Below are 23394 nucleotides of genomic sequence, written 5' to 3' on the forward strand. Positions count from 1 at the left end.
CCCGGAATGCGGGTAGCGTTTACTGCCGTGCCGGACTCCCATCTCCCGTCAGTGGACGAACTGCTCAGCATCGCGGTCAGCGCTCTCGGAGGGAGCGAACGGCAGGGCCAGGTCACCATGGTCCAGGCCGTCCAGCAGGCCATCGACGACGAGAAGCACGTGGCCGTCCAGGCGGGCACCGGCACCGGCAAGTCACTGGCCTACCTGGTGCCGTCGATCCGGCACGCCATGGACAGCGACAGCCCCGTCGTGATCTCCACCGCCACCATCGCGCTCCAGCGCCAGCTCGTCGACCGCGACCTGCCCCGGCTGTCCGAGGCGCTGGCCAAGGAGCTGCCGCACGAGCCGACGTTCGCGATACTCAAGGGCCGCCGCAACTACCTGTGCCGCTACAAGGCGACGGCGGGCTGGCCCGAGGAGGACGAGCAGGACCAGCTCTTCGACCCGCGCGAGGTGAGCGCGACCGGCCGCATGGTCCAGCGCATCCAGGAGTGGGCCGACGAGACCGAGACCGGCGACCGCGACGAGCTGGTCCCGGGCGTCAGCGAGCAGGCGTGGCGGCAGTTCTCGGTGAGCGCCCAGGAGTGCCTGGGCGCCTCGCGCTGCCCGAGCGGGCCCGAGTGCTTCGCCGAGTTGGCCAGGCAGCGCGCCGGCGAGGTCGACGTCGTGGTGACCAACCACGCGCTGCTGGCCATCGACGCCATGGGCGACCTGCCGGTGCTGCCCGAGCACGAGGTCGTGGTCGTGGACGAGGCGCACGAGCTGGTCGACCGGGTGACCTCGGTGGTGACCGCCGAGCTGTCGGAGGCGTCGGTGATGCTGGCCGTGCGCCGCGTCGGCCGCCTCATCGAGCAGCCCCTCGCCGACCAGCTCATGGAGGCGGGCGAAGACCTCAAGGCGCTGCTCGCCGCCGCGCCGCCCGGCCGCATCGACGAGATGCCCCAGGTGCTCGGCCTCACCCTGCAACTGGTACGCGACACGGCCTGGCGCTGCGTCAGCGCCCTGGGCCCGCGCAACGCCGACAAGGACGACCCCGACAAGGCCGGACAGCGCAAGGCGGCGTTCACGGCCCTCGACGACGTGCACGACACGGCCGTACGCATGCTGGAGGCCTACGGGCACGACTCCGAGACCGACCGGGCCGAGGTGGTCTGGCTCGACGGCGGCACCGACCGGCGCCCGCCCGCGCTGCGGGTGGCGCCGCTGAGCGTGAGCGGCATGCTGCGCGACAAGCTGTTCGGGGAGCGCACGGTGGTGCTCACCTCGGCCACGCTGGCGCTCGGGGGCACCTTCGACGCCCTCGCCGCGCAGTGGGGGCTCGGCGACGGCGGCAAGGACTGGCACGGCCTCGACGTCGGCTCACCGTTCGACCACCCGCGCGCGGGCATCCTCTACGTCGCCAAGCACCTGCCCCAGCCGGGCCGCGACGGGCTGCCGCAGCAATACCTCGACGAGATCGCCGAGCTCATCGAGGCGGCCGGCGGGCGCACGCTGGGGCTGTTCTCCTCGATGCGCGCCGCCAAGGCGGCCACCGAGGCGCTGCGCGAGCGGCTCGACGTGCCGCTGCTGTGCCAGGGCGACGACTCGACGATGCTGCTGGTCAAGCAGTTCGCGGAGGACGAGCCGACCTGCCTGTTCGGCACGCTGTCGCTGTGGCAGGGCGTGGACGTGCCCGGGCCGTCGCTGCGGCTGGTCATCATCGACCGGGTGCCCTTCCCCCGCCCCGACGACCCGCTGACGTCCGCCAGGCAGCGCCACGTGGCGGCCAAGGGCGGCAACGGCTTCATGGCGGTCGCCGCCAACCACGCCGCCCTGCTGCTGGCCCAGGGGGTCGGCCGGCTGCTGCGCTCACAGGACGACAAGGGCGTCATCGCGGTCCTCGACCCCCGCCTGGCCACGGCCCGCTACAGCGGCTTCCTCCTGGGCTCGCTCCCGCCGTTCTGGCGCACGACGGACCCGGCGATCCCCAGGGCGGCCCTGAAGCGCCTGGCGGCCGAAGGCACCTGACGGGCGCGGCCGGGGCAGGCCAGACCCCGGAAATGGGGCAAGTTTCCGCCGTTGCGGCGGCCGGCCCCGTGCGGGTCAGATGCCGTCTCCCTGGAGGCCACCCGCCCTGTGCGGCGGGTGGCGCCGAGGTGGCCGGCCGTAAAAGATCTATTGCCAGGGTGTGAGATCGGGACGCTTGGCGGAGAGCCCATCGCCCGAGGAGACGCCGCGCAGGCGGCGGGCCATCCACGGCACCAGGTGCTCGCGCAGCCACTGCGCGTCCTCGCGCCGCCGCGCCCGCGGATCCACCGTCCGCTCCGGCCAGTCCTTGCGCCAGTCGTCGAACGGCACCCCCAGCACGTCCAGCACCCGTGCCGCCACCAGCCGGTGGCCGTCCTCGTTCAAGTGCAGCCGGTCAGGGCTCCAGGCCCGCCAGTCCCGCAGCCCCTGCATCGACCACTGATCCACCAGCCGGCACCCGTACAGGTCGGCGATGGAGCGCAGGTGCAGGTAGTAGATGGCGAACCGGCCGCGCAACCGCCGCATCAGCGGCGTGTCCCGCGGGTCCACCCCCGTGAACAGCAGCACGTCGGCCCCGCCCGCGCGCAGGTCGCGTACGGCCCCGGCGAGCTTCTTGGCCATCACGTCGGGATCGCTGCCCGGCCTGAGCAGGTCGTTGCCCCCGGCGCAGAAGCTCACCAGATCGGGCGCCATCTCCACGGCCAGCGGCACCTGCTCGGCCACGATCTGGTCGAGCAGCTTGCCGCGCACGGCGAGGTTGGCGTAGCGGAAGGACGAATCGTCGGCGGCGAGCCGCTCGGCCACCCGGTCGGCCCAGCCACGGTAGTGGCCGTCGGGACCGGGATCGTTCAGTCCTTCCGTGAAGCTGTCGCCGAGGGCGACGAAGGACTTGTAGTGCCTCATGAGGTGGGTTTCATCTCCGCGATAGCGTGCAGCGCAAGGACGTACGACTGTAGTCCGAACCCCGCGATGGTGCCCGACGCCACCCCGGCCACGACGGAGGTATGCCGAAACTCTTCCCTCGCCGCGGGATTGGAGATGTGCACCTCGATCAGCGGAGCCGTGCGCATGGCGATCGCGTCGCGCACCGCGTAGGAGTAGTGGGTGAACGCGGCCGGGTTGAGCACCACCGGGATGCGGCCGTCGCACGCCTCGTGGATCCAGCCGATCAGCTCGGCCTCGCTGTCGGTCTGGCGCACCTCGACGTCGTGGCCGAGCTCGGCGCCGGTGTCGCGGCACAGCGTGACCAGGTCCGCGTACGTCTCCGCCCCGTAGACGTCGGGCTCACGCGTGCCGAGCCGGCCGAGGTTGGGCCCGTTGAGCACGAGGATCATGCGGAGATCTCCTTGTAGGCGGCTTCGAGCAGCTCTTCGGCGGGGCCTTCGAGGCGGCCGGGTTTGGCGAGGTCGTCGAGCACGACGAACCGCTGCTTGGCGCCGCGGTTCTTCTTGTCCAGGCGCATGTGGTCGCGCAGCCGCGGCCAGGCGTCGGCGCGGTAGGAGATCGGCAGGCCGACGCTCGTGAGGATGGACCGGGTGCGCCCGACGAGGTCGGCGCGGCCGGACAGCCTGGACAGTTCGGCGGCGTAGACCATGCCGATGGCGACGGCCTCGCCGTGGCGGATGCCGTAGTGCTCGTCGCGTTCGATGGCGTGGGCGAGCGTGTGGCCGTAGTTGAGGATCTCGCGCAGGCCCGCCTCGCGCAGGTCGGCGCCCACGACGTCGGCCTTGACCTGGATCTTGCGCTCGATCAGCTCGCGGGTGTGCGGCCCGCTCGGCCGGGTGGCGGCCTCGGGGTCGGACTCGATGAGCGTGAGGATCCGCGGGTCGGCGATGAAGCCGCCCTTGATGATCTCGGCCAGGCCGGCCACGTAGTCGCGCCGCGGCATGGTGTCGAGCGTGGACAGCTCGCACAGCACGCCCGCGGGCGGCAGGAAGGTGCCGACGAGGTTTTTGCCCTCGGGTGTGTCGATGCCGTTCTTGCCGCCGACCGCCGCGTCGACCATGGCGAGGAGTGTCGTGGGGACGAGCACGACCTGTACGCCGCGCAGCCACGTGCCCGCCACGAACCCGGCCAGGTCGGTCGTCGCTCCCCCGCCCACGCCCACCACGGCGTCGGAGCGGGTCACGCCGTGGCGGCCGAGCGCGGACCAGAGCCCGGCGGCCACCTCGACGCTCTTGGCCTGCTCGCCGTCGGGCACGGGCAGATCGACCACCTCGTAGCCGGCCTCGGACAGCGCCGCCGCGACCGGCCCCGCCAGGCCGGGCAGCGTCTCGGGGCGGATGACCGCCACCGTGCGCACGCCCGGCTTGAGCAGCGTCGGCAGCTCGGCCGGGACGCCGGTGCCGATCACGACGTCGTACGGGCTGTCGCCGCCCACCCGGATCCTCGTCGCGGTCATGCGGGCAGTCCCTCCACGATCTCGTCGGCGAGCTCTTCCGGCTCCCGCTTGTCGGTCACGACGGTGTGCACCGCCAGGCTCTCGTAGACCGGCCGCCGCTCCTCCATGAGCTTCTTGAGCTGGCTGCGCGGGTTGAGCACCAGCAGCGGCCTGGCCGAGGCGAGCCCGACCCGCTGGACCGCGTCGGCGAGCCCCACCTGCAGGTAGACGACGTGGTGGCCGGCGAGCAGGGCCTGGGTCTCGGCGTGCAGCACGGCGCCGCCGCCGAGGGACAGGATGCCGTCGTGCTCGGCCAGCGCCCGGCGTACGGCCTCGTGTTCGAGCTCGCGGAAGCGGGCCTCGCCGTCCTCGACGAAGATGTCGCCGACGGGCTTGCCCGCCACGGCCTCCACGTCGGTGTCGGTGTCGCGGAACCCGACGCCGAGCCGGTCGGCGAGCAGCCTCCCGAGCGTGGTCTTGCCGGATCCGGGCGGCCCGATCAGCACGGCCTTCGCTGTCATTTGATCACCATGGAAGAGAGGTAGCCGGACAGGTTGCGGGCGACTTCCTCGACGGAGTCGCCACCGAACTTCTCGATCGCCGTGTCGGCCAGCACCAGCGCGACCATCGCCTCGGCGACGATGCCGGCGGCCGGGACGGCGCACACGTCGGAGCGCTCGTGGTGGGCCTTGGCGGCCTCGCCGGTCTTGACGTCGATCGTGGCCAGCGCCCTGGGCACGGTGGAGATCGGCTTCATCGCCGCGCTGACGCGCAGGATCTCGCCGTTGGTCATGCCGCCCTCGACGCCGCCCGCGCGGTTGGTGATGCGGCGTACGCCGTCTTCGGTCGTGTACTCGATCTCGTCGTGCGCCCGCGACCCGGGCCGCCTGGCGGTCTCGAAGCCGTCGCCGACGGCGACGCCCTTGATGGCCTGGATGCCCATGAGCGCCCCGGCGAGCCTGGAGTCGAGCCTGCGGTCCCAGTGCGTGTAGCTGCCCAGGCCCGGCGGCAGGCCGTAGGCGAGGACCTCGACGACGCCGCCGAGCGTGTCGCCGTCCTTGTGGGCCTTGTCGATCACGGCGACCATCGCGGCGCTGCCCTCGGCGTCGGCGCAGCGCACCGGGTCGTCGTCGATCCTGGCCAGGTCGCCCGGCCCGGGCAGGGTCTCGGCCGGGGTGCGGGCGCCGCCGATCTCGGTGACGTGGCTGACGATGTCGACGCCGAGCGCCTGCTTGAGGAAGCGCTTGGCGACCTCGCCGAGCGCCACCCGGGCGGCGGTCTCGCGGGCGCTGGCCCTGTCGAGCACGTTGCGGGCGTCGTCGAAGCCGTATTTCTGCATGCCGGCCAGGTCGGCGTGCCCCGGGCGGGGGCGGGACCTGGGCGCGTTGCGGGCCAGGCCGGCCAGCTCGTCGGCGTCGACCGGGTCGGCCGCCATGACCTTCTCCCACTTCGGCCACTCGGTGTTGCCGATGCGGATGGCGACCGGGCTGCCCATCGTGCGCCCGTGGCGGACGCCTCCGGCGATCGTCACCTGGTCCTGTTCGAACTTCATCCGCGCGCCGCGGCCATAACCGAGCCTGCGGCGGCGCAGGGCCTCGTCGATGGCGGCGGTGCTCACCTCTACCCCGGCCGGCAGGCCTTCGAGGATGGCGACGAGTTCGGGCCCGTGAGACTCTCCGGCGGTCAACCAGCGCAACATGCGTACAAGTCTTCCATGTACGGCCTAGTGAGATGTCCCTGGTTCACCAGGCGAGACAGAGTGTCGTGAACGCGCCGAGCAGCATGAAGGGCCCGAAGGGGAACTGGGTGTGCCGGGTGCCGCGTCTCGACAGCAGGAGCGCGAGGGCGTAGAGGGCGCCGAGTAACTGCCCGGCGAAGGCCGCCAGGACCAGCGCCTGCCAGCCCAGGGCGCCGCCGGCCAGGCCGATGAGCCCGGCCAGCTTGACGTCGCCGAGGCCCATGGCGTCGGGCCTGGCGAACCAGAGCACGCCGTAGACCGCCGCCAGCGCCGCCCCGCCGGCGAGCGCCCTGGGCAGCTCTCCGGTCGGGAGGAGCGACAGGGCCGTGATCGGGTACGCCGGTAGCGTGATCGCGTCGGGCAGCGTGCACGTACGCCAGTCGATGACGGCCAGGGCGACGCCGATGACGGCGAAGCACACGTAAGGCGGGCCGAGGCGCCACGCGACGAGCGCGACCACGGCGGCGGTCACGGCCTCCAGCGCCGGCGGCCAGGCGGGCACGGGGCCACTGTAGGAGTCGGCCAGCGCTCTGATGGCCCGTCCGCAGAGCAGGCCGAAGAGCGCCATGATTGCGACCACGCGGCGACCTTAGTCCGGTGGCACGTCCCGACCGGCTTTCGCCAACCGAATCGGTATCGCGCTCAGCACCGGCCTCGGCATCGCTGTCAGCACCGGCATCGGTGCCGCTCCCAGCGCCGGCACCGGCGTCGCCGCTCTCAGCGGCGGCTGAACCAGCGGCGTTTGCGGGGCGGCGGGGCGGGCTCGACCCTGGCCACCGTCACGCCGCTGAGCCGCTCGACGGTGCCGGACTCGACGGCGGCGAACGCCTCCAGCACCTCGCCCTCGATCACGAACTGCACCGGCCCCGCCACGTCCACCACGACCGCCGCCGCCTTCTCCTGCACGGCGGCCTGGCACACCTGCAACGTGGTCGCCTGAATGGGCCTGGCGTCCGGCCGCCACCTGGTCAGCGCCTCGGTACTGGTGAACGCCAGCACCGCCTGCCGCCCGTCCTGCCCGACGAGCTTGGGCAGGGCCATCTCGCTCTCCTTCTCCTGCCGCAGCCCGTGCGCGCCGACCTCGGACTCGGTGAGCAGCGCGACGACGGGCACCAGCAGCCGGGCGCCGCTGAGAGCGGTCAGGACGTCGGTGGCGTCGGCCGTACCGGCCTGGTGGGCGGCGAGAGCGGCCGCGACGGCGGGCGCGGCACTGCCGTCGTCATGCGGATCTAGCGGTTGCGGGATGCTCGGCACAACGCCCGACACTACCCGGCCTCATGGGCGGTCAGTCGCGGCGGCGGACGCGCTGCCTCGGGGAGCAGTTGAGGGATTTCCCTAGTGTGCTCCACCGGCCTAACGGCGGCCGTCACCGTCCCGGAATCTGTCCCGCAGCGCGTGCACCCCCGCAGCCAGCACGGGCGGCACGGTGATCAGCACGACCACGGCGTCCCCGATCCGCCCGGCCGCCGTGTCCAGCACCAGCCAGCCGAGCAGCGGCATGAGCAGCCCCCACGTCCGCAGGTCCGATGCCAGAACCCACCGCAGCCCCCGCACCGCCACCCGCCCGGCGCAGCGCGGCCGGTGCCTTGAGTGGCCACGCAGGGCCAGCGACATTCGGGGCATACCCGCCACCATCCGGAGGGCGAACCCCCACCTCGCCTTGCCTCCGGGCAGAGCGTGCAACTCGCCCAGCCACTCCTCCAGCCACCGTCCGCGAGCCGCGTGCGGAAGCATGATCGCGCCCACCGCGATCACGCTGAAGGTGGCCTGGACCCCGCCCTCCCCGGCCAGGTTCGCGATGGACAGCCGCCGTAGCTCCTCCTCGACCGGTTCCAGCCCCAACCGGCGGGCGATGGGAGCGATGATGTCCAACGTCTCACGGGATATCCTGTGTTGCCGCACCCCAGGCAGAAAGCCGATCGTGCGCTGGTTGTGCAGCCGATCCGCGATCTTGAGCGCCAGCACCCGCTCGCACGTGGCGCTCTCCCAGTCCGGTGACCTGCGCTCGGCGTAGTAGAGAGCACCGCATTCGCGCACCAGGTTCACGATCGGCTCTCCGAACTCCGCGGCCAGATCCTCCTCCGGACAGGCCGTGTCCGCCAGCACGTCGTGCAGCAGTCCCGCGCAGAGCATCTCGTGATCCATGCCCCACTCGGCCAGGATCGTGGCGACGGCGACCGGGTGCGTGATGTAGGGATCTCCACTCTTGCGAAGCTGGCCCCTGTGCCAGTAGGCGGCCACCACGTAGGCGCGCCGCACAAGGTGGAGGCGCTCACCGGTCAGCGAGTCGCCGACGACGTCCAGCAGAGGCCGAAGAGTCACGGGACACCCCCCGCCCCCGCCAGCCAGCCCGGCACCGGCTGCCTGCGTGACCTGTAGGCCCTGGCGATCGCCTCGCGTGCCTGTTGCGCGCCGTCCGTGGTGATCCGGTAGTAGCGGCGGCGCGGGCGACCCTCCGCCACGTGCGTCTCGGGGTCCTCCCAGCGACTCTCCACCCACCCGGCCTGCTCCAGCCGGGCCAGGATCGGGTACACGGTGCCGCTCGGCATGCCCGCCAGCCCGCACAGCTCCAGCCCGTACCGTTCCCGTTCGGGAGCGCCCAGGAGCGCGCGCAGCACCTCCCGCGTGGGCATCGTCATGCGCGGGCTTGGCATGTCTCGAACTCTATATAGGTAGAGAAGCGACGTCCCCTTTCCTTGCGGTGACATCACGGCGACGGCATGACGCGGGCCGTGAGCCTCGAATCACCGGCACAAGCGATCGCCGGTGCCCGACATCACACTGTTCGTGCCCGTATTGAACCGGAAGGTTCCCGTGCGCCGCGACATGGCCTCCTGCCTGCGCCCGAGCGCCCTCGCCTCCTACCGGCCGTTCGGCGATGGCGCGTCGAGGACGATGAGTCTGGACGACGCCTTCGGCAGCACGGCGCTGGAGCTCCGTGCCGAAGGCGAGATCGTCCCCGACGACCTACCCGAGGTCCGCGATGGCCGCCACCGGGCCGCCGCCCGACGGCCCCTGGTGGACGGCGGCGACGGAGACGAACACCGCCGGGTCCCCCGTCACCGACGCGGCGACCCCGCCCACCGCCGCCTTGATCTGCCGGTGCCAGTGCACGTCCGAATCGTCCAGCATGATGTTGCGCCGCCCGCGTACCCGGCCCGAAGGGTCCGCCTCGCACTTCATGAAGACGTTGACCAGCCGTCCCCCGAGGTCGGACGCGTGGGGGCGGTCGGGCAGCGGGAGGCCCGCGTCCTTGATGGCCTCCCAGATGCCGTCCGCGTCCAGCGCGTCCTTCATGACGCTGTGGCCGACGCGGTAGCGGCCGCCGATGCCGCGTACGTTGCCCACCAGGACGATCTGCGCCCGGTCCAGTTCGACACCCGACGAGCAGGAGGCCACCGACGAGTACAGCGACAGATCCTTGTGGATCTGGCCGGCGGCGGGCATCTCGATCTCACCGAGGGCGACGGCGATGCCGAGGGCGGTGGTGGAGTTGGACAGGTCCATGGAGGGGCCGGTCTCCTCGATGGCGGTGTCCTGGCCGCGGCTCTTGGCGTCGGTGATGGTGGCCAGGGTGAGCAGCGGCGTCTTGGTCTGTACGTAGTGCACGTCGCGCGGGTCGTCGATGCCCGCGATCTTCATGGCCTCGCGTACACCGGCGGCGACCTTCTCCACCATGGCGGGCCGGCCGATGTCCTCGGGCAGGATGACCTCGCTCATCGCCACCCCGACGGAGAGCCGCGGCTCCTCCGAGGCGGGGGCGTCGGCCGTGGTGGCGAAGATGGTGGCGTGCGGGCTGAGGATGCCGTCGGTGCCACCTGACCAGACCAGGGGGACGCTGTCAGGGTCGGGATGGCCGTGCTCGGCCAGCACTTCGCGGAAGGCGCGGTCGGCCAGGATGCGGGTGTAGTCGTTCACGCCGCCGTTGCCCTCGGTCTTGCCGACGACGGCCAGCACCCGGCTTGCCTCGATCACGCCGTCGGCGATGAGCCGCGACAGCCCTGAGGCGTCGGTGACGCTCTCGATCGGTACTTTGCGCACTTCGATCGGCTCCGGCATGCCACGCCCCTTCTCGTTCCCATTCCCCTTGCCCTGGCGACGCTAGCCGAGCCGGTCAGCGGGGTTCATGGTCAATGTGTGCCCACGAACGCCGTCACCGATGTCAAGGTGCGCTCAGCGATAGGGTCGCGGGTGTGATTCGCGAAGCGCACGTCAACGGGATCAAGCTCGTCTACCGGGAGGAAGGCGACCCGTCCGCTCCCCCGCTCCTGCTCATCCACGGCCGTACCGCGAACCACAACGACTGGAACGGCATCACCCAGCACTTCGCGGCCCGCCACCACGTGATCGCGCCGGACCTGCGAGGTCACGGCGCCAGCGACCACCCGGGCGAATACGCGCTGCCCGACATGGCGGAGGACATCGTCGCGCTGCTCGACCTGCTGGAGATCGGGCGGGCCACGCTGGTGGGACACTCGCTCGGCGGCGTGGTCGCCTATCACCTGGCCATGAGCCATCCTGACCGGGTCGAGCGGCTCGTGCTGGAGGATCCGCCGCAGCCGTACGCGCTCACGGGCCGTCAGCCCCTCGTCGAGGACGACTCCACCGGGTTCGACTGGCGGATGATGCACGACACCGAGCGGCAACTGGTCGATCCCGATCCGGCGTGGGCGGCGGGGCTGGCGAAGATCACGGCGCCGGCCCTGGTGCTGTCCGGCGGAGAGAAGAGCCCGCTCGACGCCGGGGCGGTGGCGGCGCTGATCCCGGGGGCGAGGCTGGTCACGATCGAGGCCGGGCACCTCGTCCACATGGACGCCCGCGGCGAGTTCCTGCGCGTCGTGGACGCCTTCCTGGGCGGTGCGTGAGGCGGGTCTCATCCGGATGTAACCCTGGTGTCACGTAAGGGGGCCAGGGTAGGGGCGTGGTCGACATGCACGTACACCAGCGTCTGAGCAGGCTGAGGCTGATGGCGCCCCCGATCGGCCAGTGCGCCGTCGGCGCCGCGCTCGCCTGGCTCGTGGCCAAGGACGTGCTCGGTCACAGCCGCCCGTTCTTCGCGCCCATCGCGGTGGTGGTCTGCATCGGTGTGGGGCTGGGGCAGCGGCTGCGGCGGGTGGTGGAGCTGGTCGTCGGGGTCAGCCTGGGCGTCGGCGTGGGCGACCTGCTGGTGTCCTGGATCGGTTCCGGCGTCTGGCAGATCGCGCTGGTCGTGGCGCTGGCGATGGCCATCGCGGTGCTGCTCGACAGCGGGTCCCTGATCGTGCTGCAGGCCGGCTCCTCGGCGGTCCTCGTCGCGACCCTGCTGCCTCCGTCGGGCACCGGTGGCCTCGACCGCATGCTCGACGCCCTGGTCGGCGGCCTGATGGGGCTGGCCGCGGTGGCGCTGCTGCCCGCCAGCCCGTCGGCGCTGGCGAAACGGCACGCGATGGGGATGTTCGGGGCGCTGTCCGACGCGCTGCGCGGGATCGCGGAGGCGATCGAGAAGTCCGACGCGGACCTGGCGGCGTCGGCGCTGGAGGCGGCGCGGGGCACCCAGACGAGCGTCGAGGAGTTCAAGCAGGCGCTGCGGACCAGCAGGGAGATCGCCACCATCTCGCCGCTGCACCGCCACCGCCGCACCAGACTGGAGGGCTACGAGAAGGCGGCCGTTCCCCTCGACCACGCCCTCCGGAACGCCAGGGTGCTGGCCAGGCGTGCCATCGTGGCGCTCGACGGATCCAGTCGGTTGCCGCCCTGGCTGCCGGGGGCGCTGCGCGAGCTGAACGACGCGACCCTGCTGCTCCGCGACGAGCTGGCGACCGGCCGGCCACCCGATAAGTCGGTCAGGGCGATCCTGTCGGTGGCCTCGCGGCAGGGCAACGAGCGGTGGGGGTTCTCGGCCGACGTGATGATCGCCCAGCTCCGTTCGATCACCGTCGACCTGCTGCAGGCGACCGGCACCGAGCGTGAGGAGGCGGTGGCCGCGTTGCCGCCCCTTGAAGACGGTCCGGGGCCTGCGGGACCGGACGAAACGCGCGGCGAAAAGGACTTAGATGGGGCAAACGTGACCTCAACGTCATAAAGATCCGCCAAGGTGGAATGGTGCGAACCCGGCTCAGCGATCATGTAAAGGAACGGCTGGGCACGTTCGGCCTCATGGCGCCCTCCATCGCGCAGTGCGCGGTCGGCGCGGCCCTGGCCTGGATCATCGCCGTCGAGCTGCTCGGCCATCCCCGGCCGTTCTTCGCGCCGATCTCCGTACTGATCTGTGTGGGCGTCGGCCTCGGCCAGCGGCTGCGGCGGGTGGTCGAGCTGGTCGTCGGGGTGAGCCTCGGCGTCGGCGTGGGCGACCTGCTGGTGTCCTGGATCGGCTCGGGCGGCTGGCAGCTCGCGCTGGTCGTGGCGTTGGCCATGGCCGTGGCGGTGCTGCTGAACAGCGGAGCGCTGTTCGTGGCGCAGGCGGGGTCGTCGGCCGTACTGGTGGCCACCCTGCTGCCCGGCGAGGGCGCCGGCGGCCTGGACCGGATGGCCGACGCGCTCACCGGCGGCGTCATCGGCATGGCGGCGGTCGCGCTGCTGCCGGCGAGCCCGTTCACGATCGCGGCCAAACACCTGTCCGGGGTGCTCGACGCGCTGTCCACCGTCCTGGAGCGGGCGGCGGAGGCCATCGAGAAGCGCGACGTGGACCTGGCGGCCGAGGCGCTGGAGGAGGCGCGCAACACGCAGGCGGCGGTGGAGGAGTTCGAGGCGGCGCTGGAGACCAGCAAGGAGATCGCCCTGATCTCGCCGCTGCACTGGCACCGGCGGGCCCGCCTGGCCCGCTACGAGACGGCCGCCGTACCGGTGGACCTGGCCCTGCGCAACGCGCGCGTCCTGAGCCGCCGCACGCTGGCCTCACTCGGCGAGGCCAGCCCGCCCCCGGCCGCGCTGGCGGAGGCGATGCGGGAGGTGTCGGAGTCGGCGCTGCTGCTGCAACTGGAGCTGGGAGCCGGACGGGAGCCCATCCTGGCCCGGCAGGCGCTGCTGGCGGTGGCGGCACGGGAGCGGCCGGACGGGCTGGGGTTCTCGGCGCACGTGATCATCGCGCAACTGCGCTCGGTGGTGGTGGACCTGCTGCAGGCCACGGGCATGGACCACGAGGAGGCCACGGCGGCCCTGACCCCGCTGGACGAGCCGTCTAGCTGAAGGTGCGCAGGACGTCGGCGATCTCGTCGACCTCGGTGAGCTTGCCGGACGCCACGGCGATGACGAAGTCGAAGGCGGCATCGTCGTCGGCGGGATCGAGCTCGATGCCGTTCTTGGCCAGGAAGACGTAGGTCAGGAGCCATCCCGCCCGCTTGTTGCCGTCGACGAAGGGATGGTTGGCGATGATCGAGTGCATCAGGGCGGCGGCCTTCGCCCAGAGACCGGGATAGGCGTCCTGGCCGAAGAGCGAGGTCTGCGGCCGTTGCAGCGCGGCCTCGAGCAGGCCGAGGTCGCGCACCTCGATCGGGCCTCCCACGGCGATCCGGGCGACGCGTAGCCCCTGTTCCAGGGTGAGGTGATGAGTCACTCGCCGAGCCTTCGCAACAGGTCCGCGAAGCGCTCGGCGCCCTTCTCCGCCAGAGCGTCGGTGAGCTCGTCGTCGGAGAGTCGCTGCAGGTAGTCGTCGATCGCCCGGAGTGCTATTTGCTGCATGCTCCGTCCTTCGGTCTCGGCGCGCTTGCGGAGGGCTTCGGTCTGCTCGTCGCTCAAGCGAAGGGTCATGGCCATGTCACCATCGTAGGTCCGAGGCGGTATCACCGCGATACCACGACGCTGAGTTTGTGATACATTACCCAGCGTTGCCTTCGGTGTTGTCAGGAGGATAGGCGTTTGAGGCGGGTGACCGCCTCGTCGATGACCTCGTCCTTCTTGCAGAAGGCGAACCGGACGAAGTGCCGGCCCCGCTCCGCGTGGTCGTAGAAGACCTGGGTCGGGATCGCCACCACCCCGGCCAGCTCAGGGAGCCGGCGGGTGAGCTCCAGGCCGTCCGAGAAGCCCAGCGGGCGGATGTCGGTCTGGACGAAGTAGGTGCCCGCGGGCCGCAGCACGTCGAATCCCGCCGCCGCCAGCCCCTCCATCAGCCGGTCGCGCTTGTCCTGCAGGCCCGCCCTGAGCGCCGCCACCCACTCCAGCTCGTGCCGTAGCCCGTACGCCACCGCGAGCTGCCACGGCGCACCGGCCGTGAACGTGAGGAACTGCTTGACCGTCTGGACGGCCGTGGTCAGTTCGGGAGGGGCGCACACCCAGCCCGTCTTCCAGCCGGTGACCGAGAACGTCTTGCCGGCGGAGGAGATCATCACCGTGCGCTCCCGCATCCCGGGCAGCGTGGCCAGCGGGATGTGCTCGACCCCGTCGAACGTCAGGTGCTCGTACACCTCGTCGGTGACGGCGATCAGCCCGCGCTCCTGGCAGAGGCCGGCGATGAACGTCAGCTCCTCGCGCGTGAACACGGTCCCCGTCGGGTTGTGCGGGGAGTTGACCAGGATCGCCCGGGTGCGCGGTGTGATGGCGGCGCGCAGCTCGTCGGGGTCGAACGTGAAGCGGCCCTCGACCGGCCGCAGCGTGACGGCCACCAGCCGGGCCTGGGCCAGGGCGATCGAGGCGGCGTAGGAGTCGTAGTAGGGCTCGAACGCGATCACCTCGTCGCCCGGCTCGCACAGCGCCATCACCGTGGCGGCCACGGCCTCGGTGGCGCCCACGGTGACCAGGATCTCGTTCACCGGATCGTAGGAGAGCCCGTAGTGGGCCACGCGGTGCTCGGAGACCGCCTGCCGCAGCTCCAGCACCCCCGGCCCCGGTGGATACTGGTTCGCGCCCGCGCCGATCGCCTGCACGGCGCGGTCGAGCATCGCCGCCGGCCCGTCGGTGTCGGGGAAGCCCTGGCCGAGGTTGATCGACCCGGTCTTCACGGCCAGCGCGCTCATCTCCGCGAAAATCGTCGTGCCGAAGGCGCGCATCCTGCTGACAAGTGGTTCGGTCACGGCTCCACACTATTAGTCTTCGTCTCGTGATCATTCGGGCCCTCCTCGCCCTCGCCCTGACCATGCCTCCCGTCATGACGGTCGATCAGGCCGCGCCGATCGCCTGCCCGGTGCCCGTGCCCACCCGTACGACCTGCGGATTCCTCGAGGTTCCCGAGCGCAGGGACGCGCCGGAGAAGAGGATCGAGGTCGGCTACGCCGTGCACCTGTCGGCCGCCAAGGACCGCAAGCCGGACCCCGTCGTCTACATGAGCGGCGGCCCCGGATCGGCGTCCATGCAGCTCACGGGCTTCCTGAGCCAGATGTTCCCCGATCGTGACGTGGTGACGATCGAGCAGCGGGGCAGCCGGTACTCGCGGCCGGTCCTGGGCTGTCCGGAGACCGCGGAGGCGCTGCTCGGGCAGTTGCGCAGGCCGCCCGCCGACATGGGCGCCGCCGCCGTAAAGTGCCGCGACCGGCTCAAGGAGCAGGGCGTCGACCTGCGGGGATACACCACGAAGGAGATCGCGGCCGACGTCGTCGCGTTACGCGAGCAGCTCGGCTACGAGAAGTGGAACCTGTTCGGCGTCAGCTACTCCACCCGGGTCATGGTGGACGCCGCCGCGGCCGACCCCGAGGGGGTGCGGTCGGTGGTGCTGGACTCGTACCTTCCCGAAAGCGTCAACTGGTACGACGACGCCGGACGCAACCTGACGGACACCATGGCGCGGCTGGGCGTGCGCGACCGGTTCGAGGCCATGACGGCGCGGCTGAACAAGGCGCCGGCCCGGGTTCCGACGACCGATCCGCTGCTCGGCAAGGCGTTCACGGCGCTGATGAGCGGTGACGACGTGGCCACGATCCTGGCGGAGGCGCTGGCCGACCCCGAGGTGGCGGCGGTGGCGCCCGCGATGGTGCGCGCGCTGGCCGAGGGGCACGACGAGCTGCTGCGGCCGCTGGCCGACGCCGTGGGCGAGGGGCTGGTGTCGCACGAGTTCGGGCTGTATCACGCGGTGCAGTGCCAGGACGAAGTCCCGTTCAACACCACTAAATCCCGACTTTTCACTGTAAAAGGTGATCAAGCGGTGTGTACGGCCTTGCAACTGCCCAAGTCCGCACCCGTGAACGCCACCACCAAGGCCCCCGTCTACGTCGCCGGCGGCGAATACGACACCACCACCCCCATCCGCACCAGCCGCCCCGCCGCCGAGGCCCTGCCCGCCGGCCGCTTCCAGGAGTTCGCAGGCCACTCCCACGCCGTCTTCCTGACCAGCGCCTGCGCCCGCCAGAAGATCGCCGCGTTCCTGGCCGCCCCCGACCGGCAGGACGCCACCCCCTGCGCCGGCGATCCCGGCCTCAAGCCGGGCGACCTGCGCGTGACCGCGGCGCCGTACCAGATCTCCCTGTCCCCCTGGCTGGCCGCGCCCTTCGCCCTGTTCGTGCTCGCGTCGCTGCTCCAGCTCGTCATAGGCGGCCTGAAGGGCAGGGCGCTGACCGCGTTCGCGGGCCTGTCGGGCGTGGCGTTCGCCGGGCTGGTCGCCCAGTCGATCTACACCCTGGCCGGCCGGAACGAGACCGCCCTGGCCGTCGGGATCCCCGGCATCATCGAGCCGTACTCATGGCTCGCGGCCGCCTCGGCGGTCCTGACCATCGCCGTACTCCGCTACGAGCGCCGATGGCCACAAATCCTGGCAACCGTCATCAGCGGCGGATTCCTCATATGGTGGTTCACCTGGTTCCTATGACGCGCATCCGTGAACTCGACGCCCTCCGCGGTTTCGCGGTGGGCGGCATCATGCTGGTCAACACCTGGCAGCACACCGAGAAGGGAACCCCGACCGGCGTCGACTGGACGATCGAGTCGCTGTTCCAGGGCCGGTTCTATCCGATCTTCTCGATGCTGTTCGGGATCGGTTTCCTGCTGTTCCTGGACGGCAACAGCCGCTGGGCGCTGCTGAGCAGGCTGTTCTGGCTGTTCTGCATCGGCAAGATCCAGCACATGTACTACGAGGGCGAGGTCCTGACCGACTACGCCTTCTACGGGGCGGCGCTGCTGCTGCCGGTCTCGTTCCTGCCCGGCGGCCCGCCGGTGCTGCTGCTGGGCGTCGTCGTGCTGGCGTGGGCGCTGCTGCCCGACGTGGGCGGCGGGGTGCTGCTGATCCCCGGGCTGTTCCTGATCGGCATGGGGCTGTGGCAACTGCGGCCGTCCAGGCGGCTGCTGCTGCCGGGCTTCGCGGTGTCTGCGCTGGCCACCGTGCTGCTGACCGCCGCCTGGGTGGACGCGGTCCGGCTGCGGCCGGACGTCTGGTCCGGCTTCCCCTACATCGGCGTGCTCGGCGGGGTGGCGGCCGTGACGGGCGCGGCGGCGTACGCGCTGGGCCTGCTGCTCTTCCTGCGGCCCTGGCTGTCGGCGGTGCTGGAGCCACTCGGCAAGATGGCCCTGACGAACTACGTGTCGGGCACCGCGGTGATCATCCTGGCCGCGCCGCTGCTGAACGCCGACCCGGCCCGGTGGTCGGTGGTGGCGGTGACCGTGGTCACGCTGGTCGCGCAGGTCCTGCTCAGCCGGTGGTGGCTGGCGAGATACCGGTACGGCCCCCTCGAATGGATCTGGCGCTGCCTGACGTGGTTTCGGCGGGTGCCCAACCGGTTAGAGTCGGGCCGTGACCAGAATCGCCCTCTGCCAGATCCCGGTGTCTCCTGACCCCTCGGTCAACCTCAAGAGGGCCAGGGAGGCCATCGCCGGCGCCGAAGGTGCCGATCTCGCGATCTTCCCCGAGGCCACGCTCACCCGCTACGGCAGGCGCATCGCCGGCCTCGCCGAGCCGCTCGACGGGCCGTTCGTGTCCGGGCTGGCCGAGGCCGCCAGGGAGCACGGGCTGGCGGTGATCGCCGGGGTGTTCGAGCCGGGCGACGACCGCGTGCACAACACGGCCGTGGCCATCGACGCCGGAGGCACGATCCGGGCGGCATACCGGAAGATCCATCTGTTCGACTCGTTCGGCGCGAAGGAGTCCGACCTGGTCGCGCCCGGCGCCGAGCCGGCGGTGGTGGAGCTGGCCGGGATCAGGGTCGGGCTCGTCACCTGTTACGACATCCGCTTCCCCGAGCTGACCAGGGCGCTGGTGGATCAGGGGGCGGAGCTGTTCGCGGTGATCGCGGCCTGGGGGTCGGGGCCGCTCAAGGAGGACCACTGGGTGACCCTGGTCCGGGCCCGCGCGCTGGAGAACACGACGTGGACCGCGGCCGTCGGCCAGGCGCCCAATCCGGCCGAGTCCTCGGACGGGTTCGGGGTGGGCCGGAGCATGCTGGTCGACCCGCTCGGCGTGGTCCGCGCCGACCTCGGCACCGGCCCTGGCGTGCGGATCGTCGAGGTGGACCACGAGTGGACGGCCACCGCGAGGGCCACGCTGCCGTGTCTGGAGCACCGGGTGCTCTAGGCGACGGTCCGCACGAGGGTAAACCGATCGTAAAGTAGTGTCGTGAGCGGAACGCAGATGCAGAAGGTGGTCCCGCCGCGTCTGCTCGTGCCATATCTGTCGGGCAAGCGCACGGTCATCTCAGGTTACGTCTACCGGGTGCAGGATTGCGTCAGGTTGACCACCCCCGAGGCGCTCTATTACGGGCTCGACCTGTCGTTCGATGGATCGGAGCTGTTCGCCGAGGTGCCCGAGCTCTACATGATGCGCTGGTATGCCCGTGACGTCGACACCTACGCGGTGCCGTACGGACCGCACATGGGGGGTGACTGGAGCGACGCGCCACCGTTCGCCGGCAACGGGTTCACGACCTCGTCCGAGCACGTGGTGCCGCAGTTCCACACCGTCCCGATGCCGATCCCGGCGGGCGCGGAGATCGTCCACGTCTCCGGCGAGGGCGAGCGTCCCTTCGCCGGCTACGACGGCCTGACCTGGCGGCCCGCCGCATGAGCGAGGACATCACGCCGGTGGCCTCCGGCTTCGTGGCCCGCTTCGGCGAACGCACGCTGCCCGCCGCCCTCGGTCCCGACAACGACCAGGTGGTGCTGTTCAGCGAGGAGGAGCTGGAGGAGTTCGAGGCGTCCTCCGGCTACTGGCGGCGGGTGGTGCCCCGGTCGAAGGTGGAGTGGCTGGTGCTGATCCGCACCGTGGGCGCGTTCGGCGGCGAGCCGTGCATCGTGCTCGACGAGGACGACGACGGGCTGCACATCGCCTACACCGGGCACAGCGGCATGAAGGCGGAGGCGCTGGGCTACTGGATGGTCGACCACGGCGCCTACGAGGTCGTGGTGCCCCGCGAGGAGGTCTTCTCGATCCGCGTCGAAAGGATTCCGGTCCCCTAGTCAACCGGCGGCTGCTCCGCGTGTCTCTAACGGTGTGACCGAAACAGCGACCATGGCGCAGCCGTCGTTCGCCGATCTGTTCGCGGCCCAGTACCACTCCCTGGTACGTCTGGCCGGGCTGCTCGGCGCCGACGACCCCGAGGACATCGCCCAGGAGGCGTTCGCCCGGCTGCACACCAGGCGGTTACGCGACGACGGGGCCGCGATGGCCTATCTGCGCGCGACCGTCTGCAACCTCACCCGCAACCGCCTGCGCCACCTCCGGCTCGTCCGGCTGCGCCGCCCCGACCCGCCGGAGCCGGTCCGCAGCAGCGAGCACACCGTCCTCGTCTCCGAGGAGCACCGTGAGCTGCTCGCCGCCGTGGACCGCCTGCCGCGCCGCCAGCGTGAGGCTCTCGTCCTGCGCTACTGGCTGGACCTGTCGGAACGCGAGATCGCCGACGCGATGGGCGTCTCGCCCGGTTCGGTGAAGACCCACGCCAGCAGGGGCCTGGCGGCCCTGGGCAAGGCGCTCAAGGAGGAGGACCGGTGACCGATCTGGAAGAGCGTCTGAGGGCCGCGTTCGACGCCCGCGCGAGCACGTACGAGGCGAGCCCGCACGCCTGGGCCCGCATACGTGAGCGCGGGCCGAAGCGGCGCGCCGCCCGTTTCGTCCTGGCCGCCCTCCCGGTGGCGCTGCTGGCCGTGTTCGTTCCCGTCCTGCTCAACGGGGGCCTGGGCAGGAACACCGCGGCCGACCCCGGCGAGATCTACCAGCGGCTGATGCGGGACAGGACCGCGACGGGCGAGGAGGTGACGGTGGACAACCCCACCGAGGGCCTGCCACTGCGGCTCTGGTTCGCCAAGGCCAGGCTGGGCTATCCGGAGCTGTGCTTCGTCATGGAACGGGCCGAGGCGGAGCCGTACGGGGGCTGCACGGGCGTCTCGGAGGACGTGAACGCCGACGCCTGGTTCACCGGCAGCACGCTGCGGGACGGTACGGAGACCGCGCTCGACTGGGGGGTCGCGCTCGGGGACGTCGGCGGCGTCACGGGGGTGGCGAAGGACGGGCGGAGGTTCGCCGGCACGGTGCTGCGACCGGCCGGCGCCCCGTACCGGATCTGGACCGTGACCTACCCGGCGCGGCACGCGATGTCCGAGATCGAGATCGCGGACGACCGGGGCAAGGACCTCGGATCGTGGTCGCGCGACCTGATGACGCCGCCGGTGGGAGAGCCCGTCGGCGCGGCCGTGGAGCTGTCCCAGGGCCTCTCCGTCCGGCCGCACCGCGCGCAGCAGGGCACGGAGCTGTTCTGGACGCGGCACGGGGCCAACATTCAGGGGATGGCGCTCGGCGGTGAGCTTCCCGGGGTGACCACGTTCGTCCGGGAGGACATGGTCTTCGGCTTCGCCCGCGCGAACGTCGCCGTCGTCGAGATCGTGTTCGACGGCGGTCAAACGGCACGGATGGAGACCCGGCCCGATCCCTGGAACCTGGGGCTCACCCTGTTCGCCGCCGAGAATCCCGCGGGCGATCGGCGGGACGGCCATCGCCTGGTCGCCTACGACGCGTCGGGCGCGGAGGTCTGGCGCGACGACCGGGCGGGACAGCCGATGCGCGAGGACATGCCGCCGATCGGCGAGGTGATGACCATCCCCGGCACGGACGGCTCCGGCGACCCGATGCGAGCGTGGTTCACCAACGTGGCCAAGGACAAGAAGATGGCCACGCTCTGCCTCTCCGGCGGCGTGGCCGTCGGGGACCAGGGTGGCGACGGCTGCGTCGGAACCATGCCGGGCTCGTTCGTCCACCTGTACGCGACCAGGTTCCTGCCGGAGCCGGGCATCGTCACCCACGCCGGCCCGGCCGGCGAGGACTGGGAGTCGATCGAGGCGGTGCTCGGCGACGGGCGCAAGGTCCCCGCGGCGTTCCTGCGCGGCAAGGGCACCCCTGCCTCCATCTGGCACGTCACCGTCCCGGGTGGCGAGGTGAAGGTCGCGGGCTTCCTCCTGAAGGTCAAGGACCGGCCGAGCAGGTCGATCCCGGTGGCCGGAAACGACTGCGCGAGCACGGCCGCGCGGTCCGACGCGGCCCGGCAGCGACTGGCCGCGGGGATCAGCGCGCTGGTGAGCGAGCCGAGCTGCCTGGCCTTCTGGCAGAACGACCGGCTGATCCCGTCGCTGGAGGGACCGCTGCCCGGCGGCAAACTGAGCGACATGCTCGGCACCGGCCAGCGGGTGCAATGGCGCCTCGGCGCGAACACCTGGTACGGCTACGCGCCCGCCGGCACGGTCACCGTCAAGGCCGTCACGACGAACGGCGTCACCGTGACCGCCGACGCCGTGCCCGACCAGTGGGGCCAGGGGGTGACGTTGTTCGCGGCGGCCACGCCCGAGGGCGCCGACTTCTCGGCCGGGACGGTCGTCACCGGCCATGACGCCGGCGGCGAGGAGCTGTGGCGGAGCGGGTCTTAGCCCAGGTTGCGGTAACGGGCCTGGCGGGCCGCGAAACGGTCTGCCGGGCCCTCCTTCAGCAGGTTGGCGATCTCGTATTCCAGCGCCCGCCCCACCCGCTCGCAGAACTGCCGCGGCTCGTAGGCGGCGTCGGGCAGCTCAGGGATCACCCGGTCCACGATGCCGTCGCGCCGCAGGTCGGTGGCGCGGATGCGCTGCGCCTGAGCGATCTCGGGGGCGAAGTCGACCGAGCGGTAGAGGATGGCGGAGGCGCCCTCGGGCGGCAGCGGCGACAGCCAGGCGTGCTGCGCGCACAGCACCCGGTCGGCGGGCAGCAGCGCGAGCGCCGCCCCGCCGGCGCCCTCGCCGAGCAGCAGGCAGACGGTCGGCGCGTCGAGCATGACCAGCTCGGCCAGGCAGCGGGCGATCTCGGCGGCCAGGCCGCCCTCTTCGGCCGCCTTCGACAGGTCCGCGCCCGCGGTGTCGATCACGGTGACCAGCGGCAGGCCCAGCTCGGCGGCGAGCCGCATGCCGCGCCGGGCCACCCTCAGCCCGGCCGGGCCGAGCGGTGAGTTGGCCCGCTGGAGCCGCCGGTCCTGGCCGAGCACGACCGCGGGCGCGGTGCCGAACCTCGCCAGCGCGAGCAGCAGCCCCGGCTCGTTCTCCCCCTCGCCGGTGCCGCTGAGCGGGGTGACGCCGGTGGCGGCGAGCTTGAGCAGCGTGCGGACGCCGGGCCGGTCGTCGCGGCGGGAGCGGGTGATCGCCTCCCACGCCTCCACCGGCCGCAGGTCCTCCTCGGGCGGTTCCCCGGCCACGATGCCGGACTTGTCGGCGGCCAGGATGGTCAGCGCCTTGATCGCGATCTCCCGCGCGTCCTCGGCCGAGACGACCGCGTCGAGCAGGCCCTTCTGGTGCAGGTTCTCCGAGACCTGGACGCCCTCGGGAAACGGGTAGCCGTGCAGCGACTCGAACACGCGCGGCCCCATGAACCCGATCAGCGCCCCCGGCTCGGCCGCCGTGACGTGCCCGAGCGAGCCCCACGACGCGAACACCCCGCCCGTCGTCGGATGCCGCAGGTAGACCAGGTAGGGCAGGCCGACGGCCCGGTGCGCCTGGATCGCCACCGTGATCTTCACCATCTGGACGAACGCCAGCGCGCCCTCCTGCATGCGTGTACCGCCCGACGCGGGTGCGGCCAGCAGCGGCAGCCGCTCGCGGGTGGCCCGCTCGACCGCGCTCACGAACCGCTCGGCCGCCGCCACCCCGATCGAGCCCGCCATGAACGAGAACTCGCACGCCACGACGGCCACCCTGCGGCCGTCGAGCAGCCCCTCGCCGCTGATCACGGCCTCGTCGTAGCCCGACTTGACGCGGGCCGCGGCCAGCTCGTCGGCGTAGGAGGAGCCGGGCTCGGCCGGATCGGCGGGCGGCGCGTCCCACGACTTCCACGACCCTCGGTCGAGGACCGTTTCGATCAGTGTGCGCGCGTCCGGACGGCTCACTATCGCTCCCTAGATGTCAGCCAACGTTGCCATGTTGACGCACGAACGCG

The 23394-nt window shown here is 71.7% G+C and carries 25 protein-coding genes; 11 read left to right on the forward strand and 14 right to left on the reverse strand.

What is annotated here, in order from left to right:
* Positions 1–6 precede the first annotated feature (6 nt).
* A complete protein-coding gene (locus C4V41_RS08495) occupies positions 7–2007 on the forward strand; it encodes an ATP-dependent DNA helicase (protein WP_103955197.1) in 2001 nt (666 codons plus the stop codon).
* A 147-nt stretch (positions 2008–2154) separates the two neighbouring features.
* On the opposite strand, the gene C4V41_RS08500 is transcribed toward C4V41_RS08495, so the two are convergent.
* The 10 genes from C4V41_RS08500 to bar form a co-directional block, all read right to left on the reverse strand.
* The gene (locus C4V41_RS08500) at positions 2155–2910 is read right to left on the reverse strand and encodes an SGNH/GDSL hydrolase family protein (protein WP_103955198.1); all 756 of its coding nucleotides are present in this window, start codon (positions 2908–2910) and stop codon (positions 2155–2157) included.
* Entirely contained in the window at positions 2907–3341 is a 435-nt protein-coding gene (gene aroQ, locus C4V41_RS08505) for a type II 3-dehydroquinate dehydratase (protein WP_103955199.1), read from the reverse strand. The genes C4V41_RS08500 and aroQ overlap by 4 nt, the downstream gene beginning before the upstream one ends.
* Positions 3338–4408 (reverse strand): 3-dehydroquinate synthase, encoded by a 1071-nt coding sequence (gene aroB / locus C4V41_RS08510; RefSeq protein WP_103955200.1) that lies wholly within the window; start codon positions 4406–4408, stop codon positions 3338–3340. The genes aroQ and aroB overlap by 4 nt, the downstream gene beginning before the upstream one ends.
* Positions 4405–4908 carry a shikimate kinase gene (locus C4V41_RS08515; protein WP_103955201.1) on the reverse strand — a complete coding sequence of 168 codons (504 nt, stop codon included), beginning with the start codon at positions 4906–4908 and terminating at the stop codon, positions 4405–4407. The genes aroB and C4V41_RS08515 overlap by 4 nt, the downstream gene beginning before the upstream one ends.
* Positions 4905–6086, reverse strand: coding sequence for a chorismate synthase (gene aroC / locus C4V41_RS08520; protein ID WP_103955202.1), 1182 nt, complete (start codon positions 6084–6086; stop codon positions 4905–4907). The genes C4V41_RS08515 and aroC overlap by 4 nt, the downstream gene beginning before the upstream one ends.
* 43 nt (positions 6087–6129) lie before the next feature.
* Entirely contained in the window at positions 6130–6705 is a 576-nt protein-coding gene (locus C4V41_RS08525) for a prepilin peptidase (protein WP_146103594.1), read from the reverse strand.
* A gap of 137 nt (positions 6706–6842) precedes the next feature.
* The gene (locus C4V41_RS08535) at positions 6843–7379 is read right to left on the reverse strand and encodes an SseB family protein (RefSeq protein WP_103955204.1); all 537 of its coding nucleotides are present in this window, start codon (positions 7377–7379) and stop codon (positions 6843–6845) included.
* A 99-nt stretch (positions 7380–7478) separates the two neighbouring features.
* Positions 7479–8447 (reverse strand): HD domain-containing protein, encoded by a 969-nt coding sequence (locus C4V41_RS08540; RefSeq protein ID WP_160150218.1) that lies wholly within the window; start codon positions 8445–8447, stop codon positions 7479–7481.
* A complete protein-coding gene (locus C4V41_RS08545) occupies positions 8444–8779 on the reverse strand; it encodes a PadR family transcriptional regulator (RefSeq protein WP_235029979.1) in 336 nt (111 codons plus the stop codon). The genes C4V41_RS08540 and C4V41_RS08545 overlap by 4 nt, the downstream gene beginning before the upstream one ends.
* A 313-nt stretch (positions 8780–9092) precedes the next feature.
* The gene (gene bar / locus C4V41_RS08550; RefSeq protein WP_103955206.1) at positions 9093–10184 is read right to left on the reverse strand and encodes a barbiturase; all 1092 of its coding nucleotides are present in this window, start codon (positions 10182–10184) and stop codon (positions 9093–9095) included.
* A gap of 134 nt (positions 10185–10318) precedes the next feature.
* On the opposite strand from bar, the gene C4V41_RS08555 reads away from it, so the two are divergent.
* The 3 genes from C4V41_RS08555 (at position 10319) to C4V41_RS08565 (ending at position 13289) form a co-directional block, all read left to right on the forward strand.
* Positions 10319–10990, forward strand: coding sequence for an alpha/beta fold hydrolase (locus tag C4V41_RS08555; protein WP_160150219.1), 672 nt, complete (start codon positions 10319–10321; stop codon positions 10988–10990).
* 101 nt (positions 10991–11091) lie between these two features.
* A complete protein-coding gene (locus C4V41_RS08560; RefSeq protein WP_235029980.1) occupies positions 11092–12186 on the forward strand; it encodes an FUSC family protein in 1095 nt (364 codons plus the stop codon).
* Between the two features lie 17 nt (positions 12187–12203).
* Complete coding sequence (locus C4V41_RS08565; RefSeq protein WP_235029981.1) at positions 12204–13289, forward strand: FUSC family protein; 1086 nt, start codon at positions 12204–12206, stop codon at positions 13287–13289.
* Here the strand turns inward: C4V41_RS08565 and C4V41_RS08570 are convergent.
* From C4V41_RS08570 to C4V41_RS08580, 3 genes are all read right to left on the reverse strand, one after another.
* Positions 13282–13656: a type II toxin-antitoxin system death-on-curing family toxin gene (locus C4V41_RS08570; RefSeq protein ID WP_103955208.1), complete on the reverse strand. Its 375-nt coding sequence runs from the start codon at positions 13654–13656 to the stop codon at positions 13282–13284. The two genes, C4V41_RS08565 and C4V41_RS08570, sit on opposite strands and share 8 nt — an antisense overlap.
* Positions 13653–13850 carry a ribbon-helix-helix protein, CopG family gene (locus tag C4V41_RS08575; RefSeq protein ID WP_103955704.1) on the reverse strand — a complete coding sequence of 66 codons (198 nt, stop codon included), beginning with the start codon at positions 13848–13850 and terminating at the stop codon, positions 13653–13655. The genes C4V41_RS08570 and C4V41_RS08575 overlap by 4 nt, the downstream gene beginning before the upstream one ends.
* 92 nt (positions 13851–13942) lie before the next feature.
* On the reverse strand, positions 13943–15109 hold the full coding sequence (locus tag C4V41_RS08580; protein WP_103955209.1) for a pyridoxal phosphate-dependent aminotransferase: 1167 nt from the start codon (positions 15107–15109) through the stop codon (positions 13943–13945).
* A 26-nt stretch (positions 15110–15135) separates the two neighbouring features.
* On the opposite strand from C4V41_RS08580, the gene C4V41_RS08585 reads away from it, so the two are divergent.
* The 7 genes from C4V41_RS08585 to C4V41_RS08615 are packed head-to-tail and all read left to right on the forward strand — an operon-like array spanning position 15136 to position 21863.
* Complete coding sequence (locus C4V41_RS08585; protein ID WP_103955210.1) at positions 15136–16833, forward strand: alpha/beta hydrolase; 1698 nt, start codon at positions 15136–15138, stop codon at positions 16831–16833.
* Positions 16830–17792, forward strand: coding sequence for a DUF418 domain-containing protein (locus tag C4V41_RS08590; RefSeq protein ID WP_160150220.1), 963 nt, complete (start codon positions 16830–16832; stop codon positions 17790–17792). The genes C4V41_RS08585 and C4V41_RS08590 overlap by 4 nt, the downstream gene beginning before the upstream one ends.
* The gene (locus tag C4V41_RS08595) at positions 17752–18528 is read left to right on the forward strand and encodes a carbon-nitrogen hydrolase family protein (RefSeq protein WP_103955212.1); all 777 of its coding nucleotides are present in this window, start codon (positions 17752–17754) and stop codon (positions 18526–18528) included. Before C4V41_RS08590 ends, C4V41_RS08595 begins: the two co-directional genes overlap by 41 nt.
* A 42-nt stretch (positions 18529–18570) precedes the next feature.
* Positions 18571–19017, forward strand: coding sequence for a hypothetical protein (locus C4V41_RS08600; protein ID WP_235029982.1), 447 nt, complete (start codon positions 18571–18573; stop codon positions 19015–19017).
* On the forward strand, positions 19014–19409 hold the full coding sequence (locus C4V41_RS08605) for a hypothetical protein (protein ID WP_103955214.1): 396 nt from the start codon (positions 19014–19016) through the stop codon (positions 19407–19409). Before C4V41_RS08600 ends, C4V41_RS08605 begins: the two co-directional genes overlap by 4 nt.
* Before the next feature lie 34 nt (positions 19410–19443).
* Positions 19444–19941 carry a sigma-70 family RNA polymerase sigma factor gene (locus C4V41_RS08610; RefSeq protein ID WP_235029983.1) on the forward strand — a complete coding sequence of 166 codons (498 nt, stop codon included), beginning with the start codon at positions 19444–19446 and terminating at the stop codon, positions 19939–19941.
* Positions 19938–21863, forward strand: a complete 1926-nt coding sequence (locus C4V41_RS08615) for a hypothetical protein (protein WP_103955216.1) — start codon at positions 19938–19940, stop codon at positions 21861–21863. The genes C4V41_RS08610 and C4V41_RS08615 overlap by 4 nt, the downstream gene beginning before the upstream one ends.
* Here the strand turns inward: C4V41_RS08615 and C4V41_RS08620 are convergent.
* Positions 21860–23344, reverse strand: coding sequence for a carboxyl transferase domain-containing protein (locus C4V41_RS08620; protein WP_103955217.1), 1485 nt, complete (start codon positions 23342–23344; stop codon positions 21860–21862). The two genes, C4V41_RS08615 and C4V41_RS08620, sit on opposite strands and share 4 nt — an antisense overlap.
* Positions 23345–23394 lie beyond the last annotated feature (50 nt).

The sequence above is a fragment of the Nonomuraea solani genome (assembly GCF_900108335.1).
Lineage (GTDB): Bacteria > Actinomycetota > Actinomycetes > Streptosporangiales > Streptosporangiaceae > Nonomuraea > Nonomuraea solani.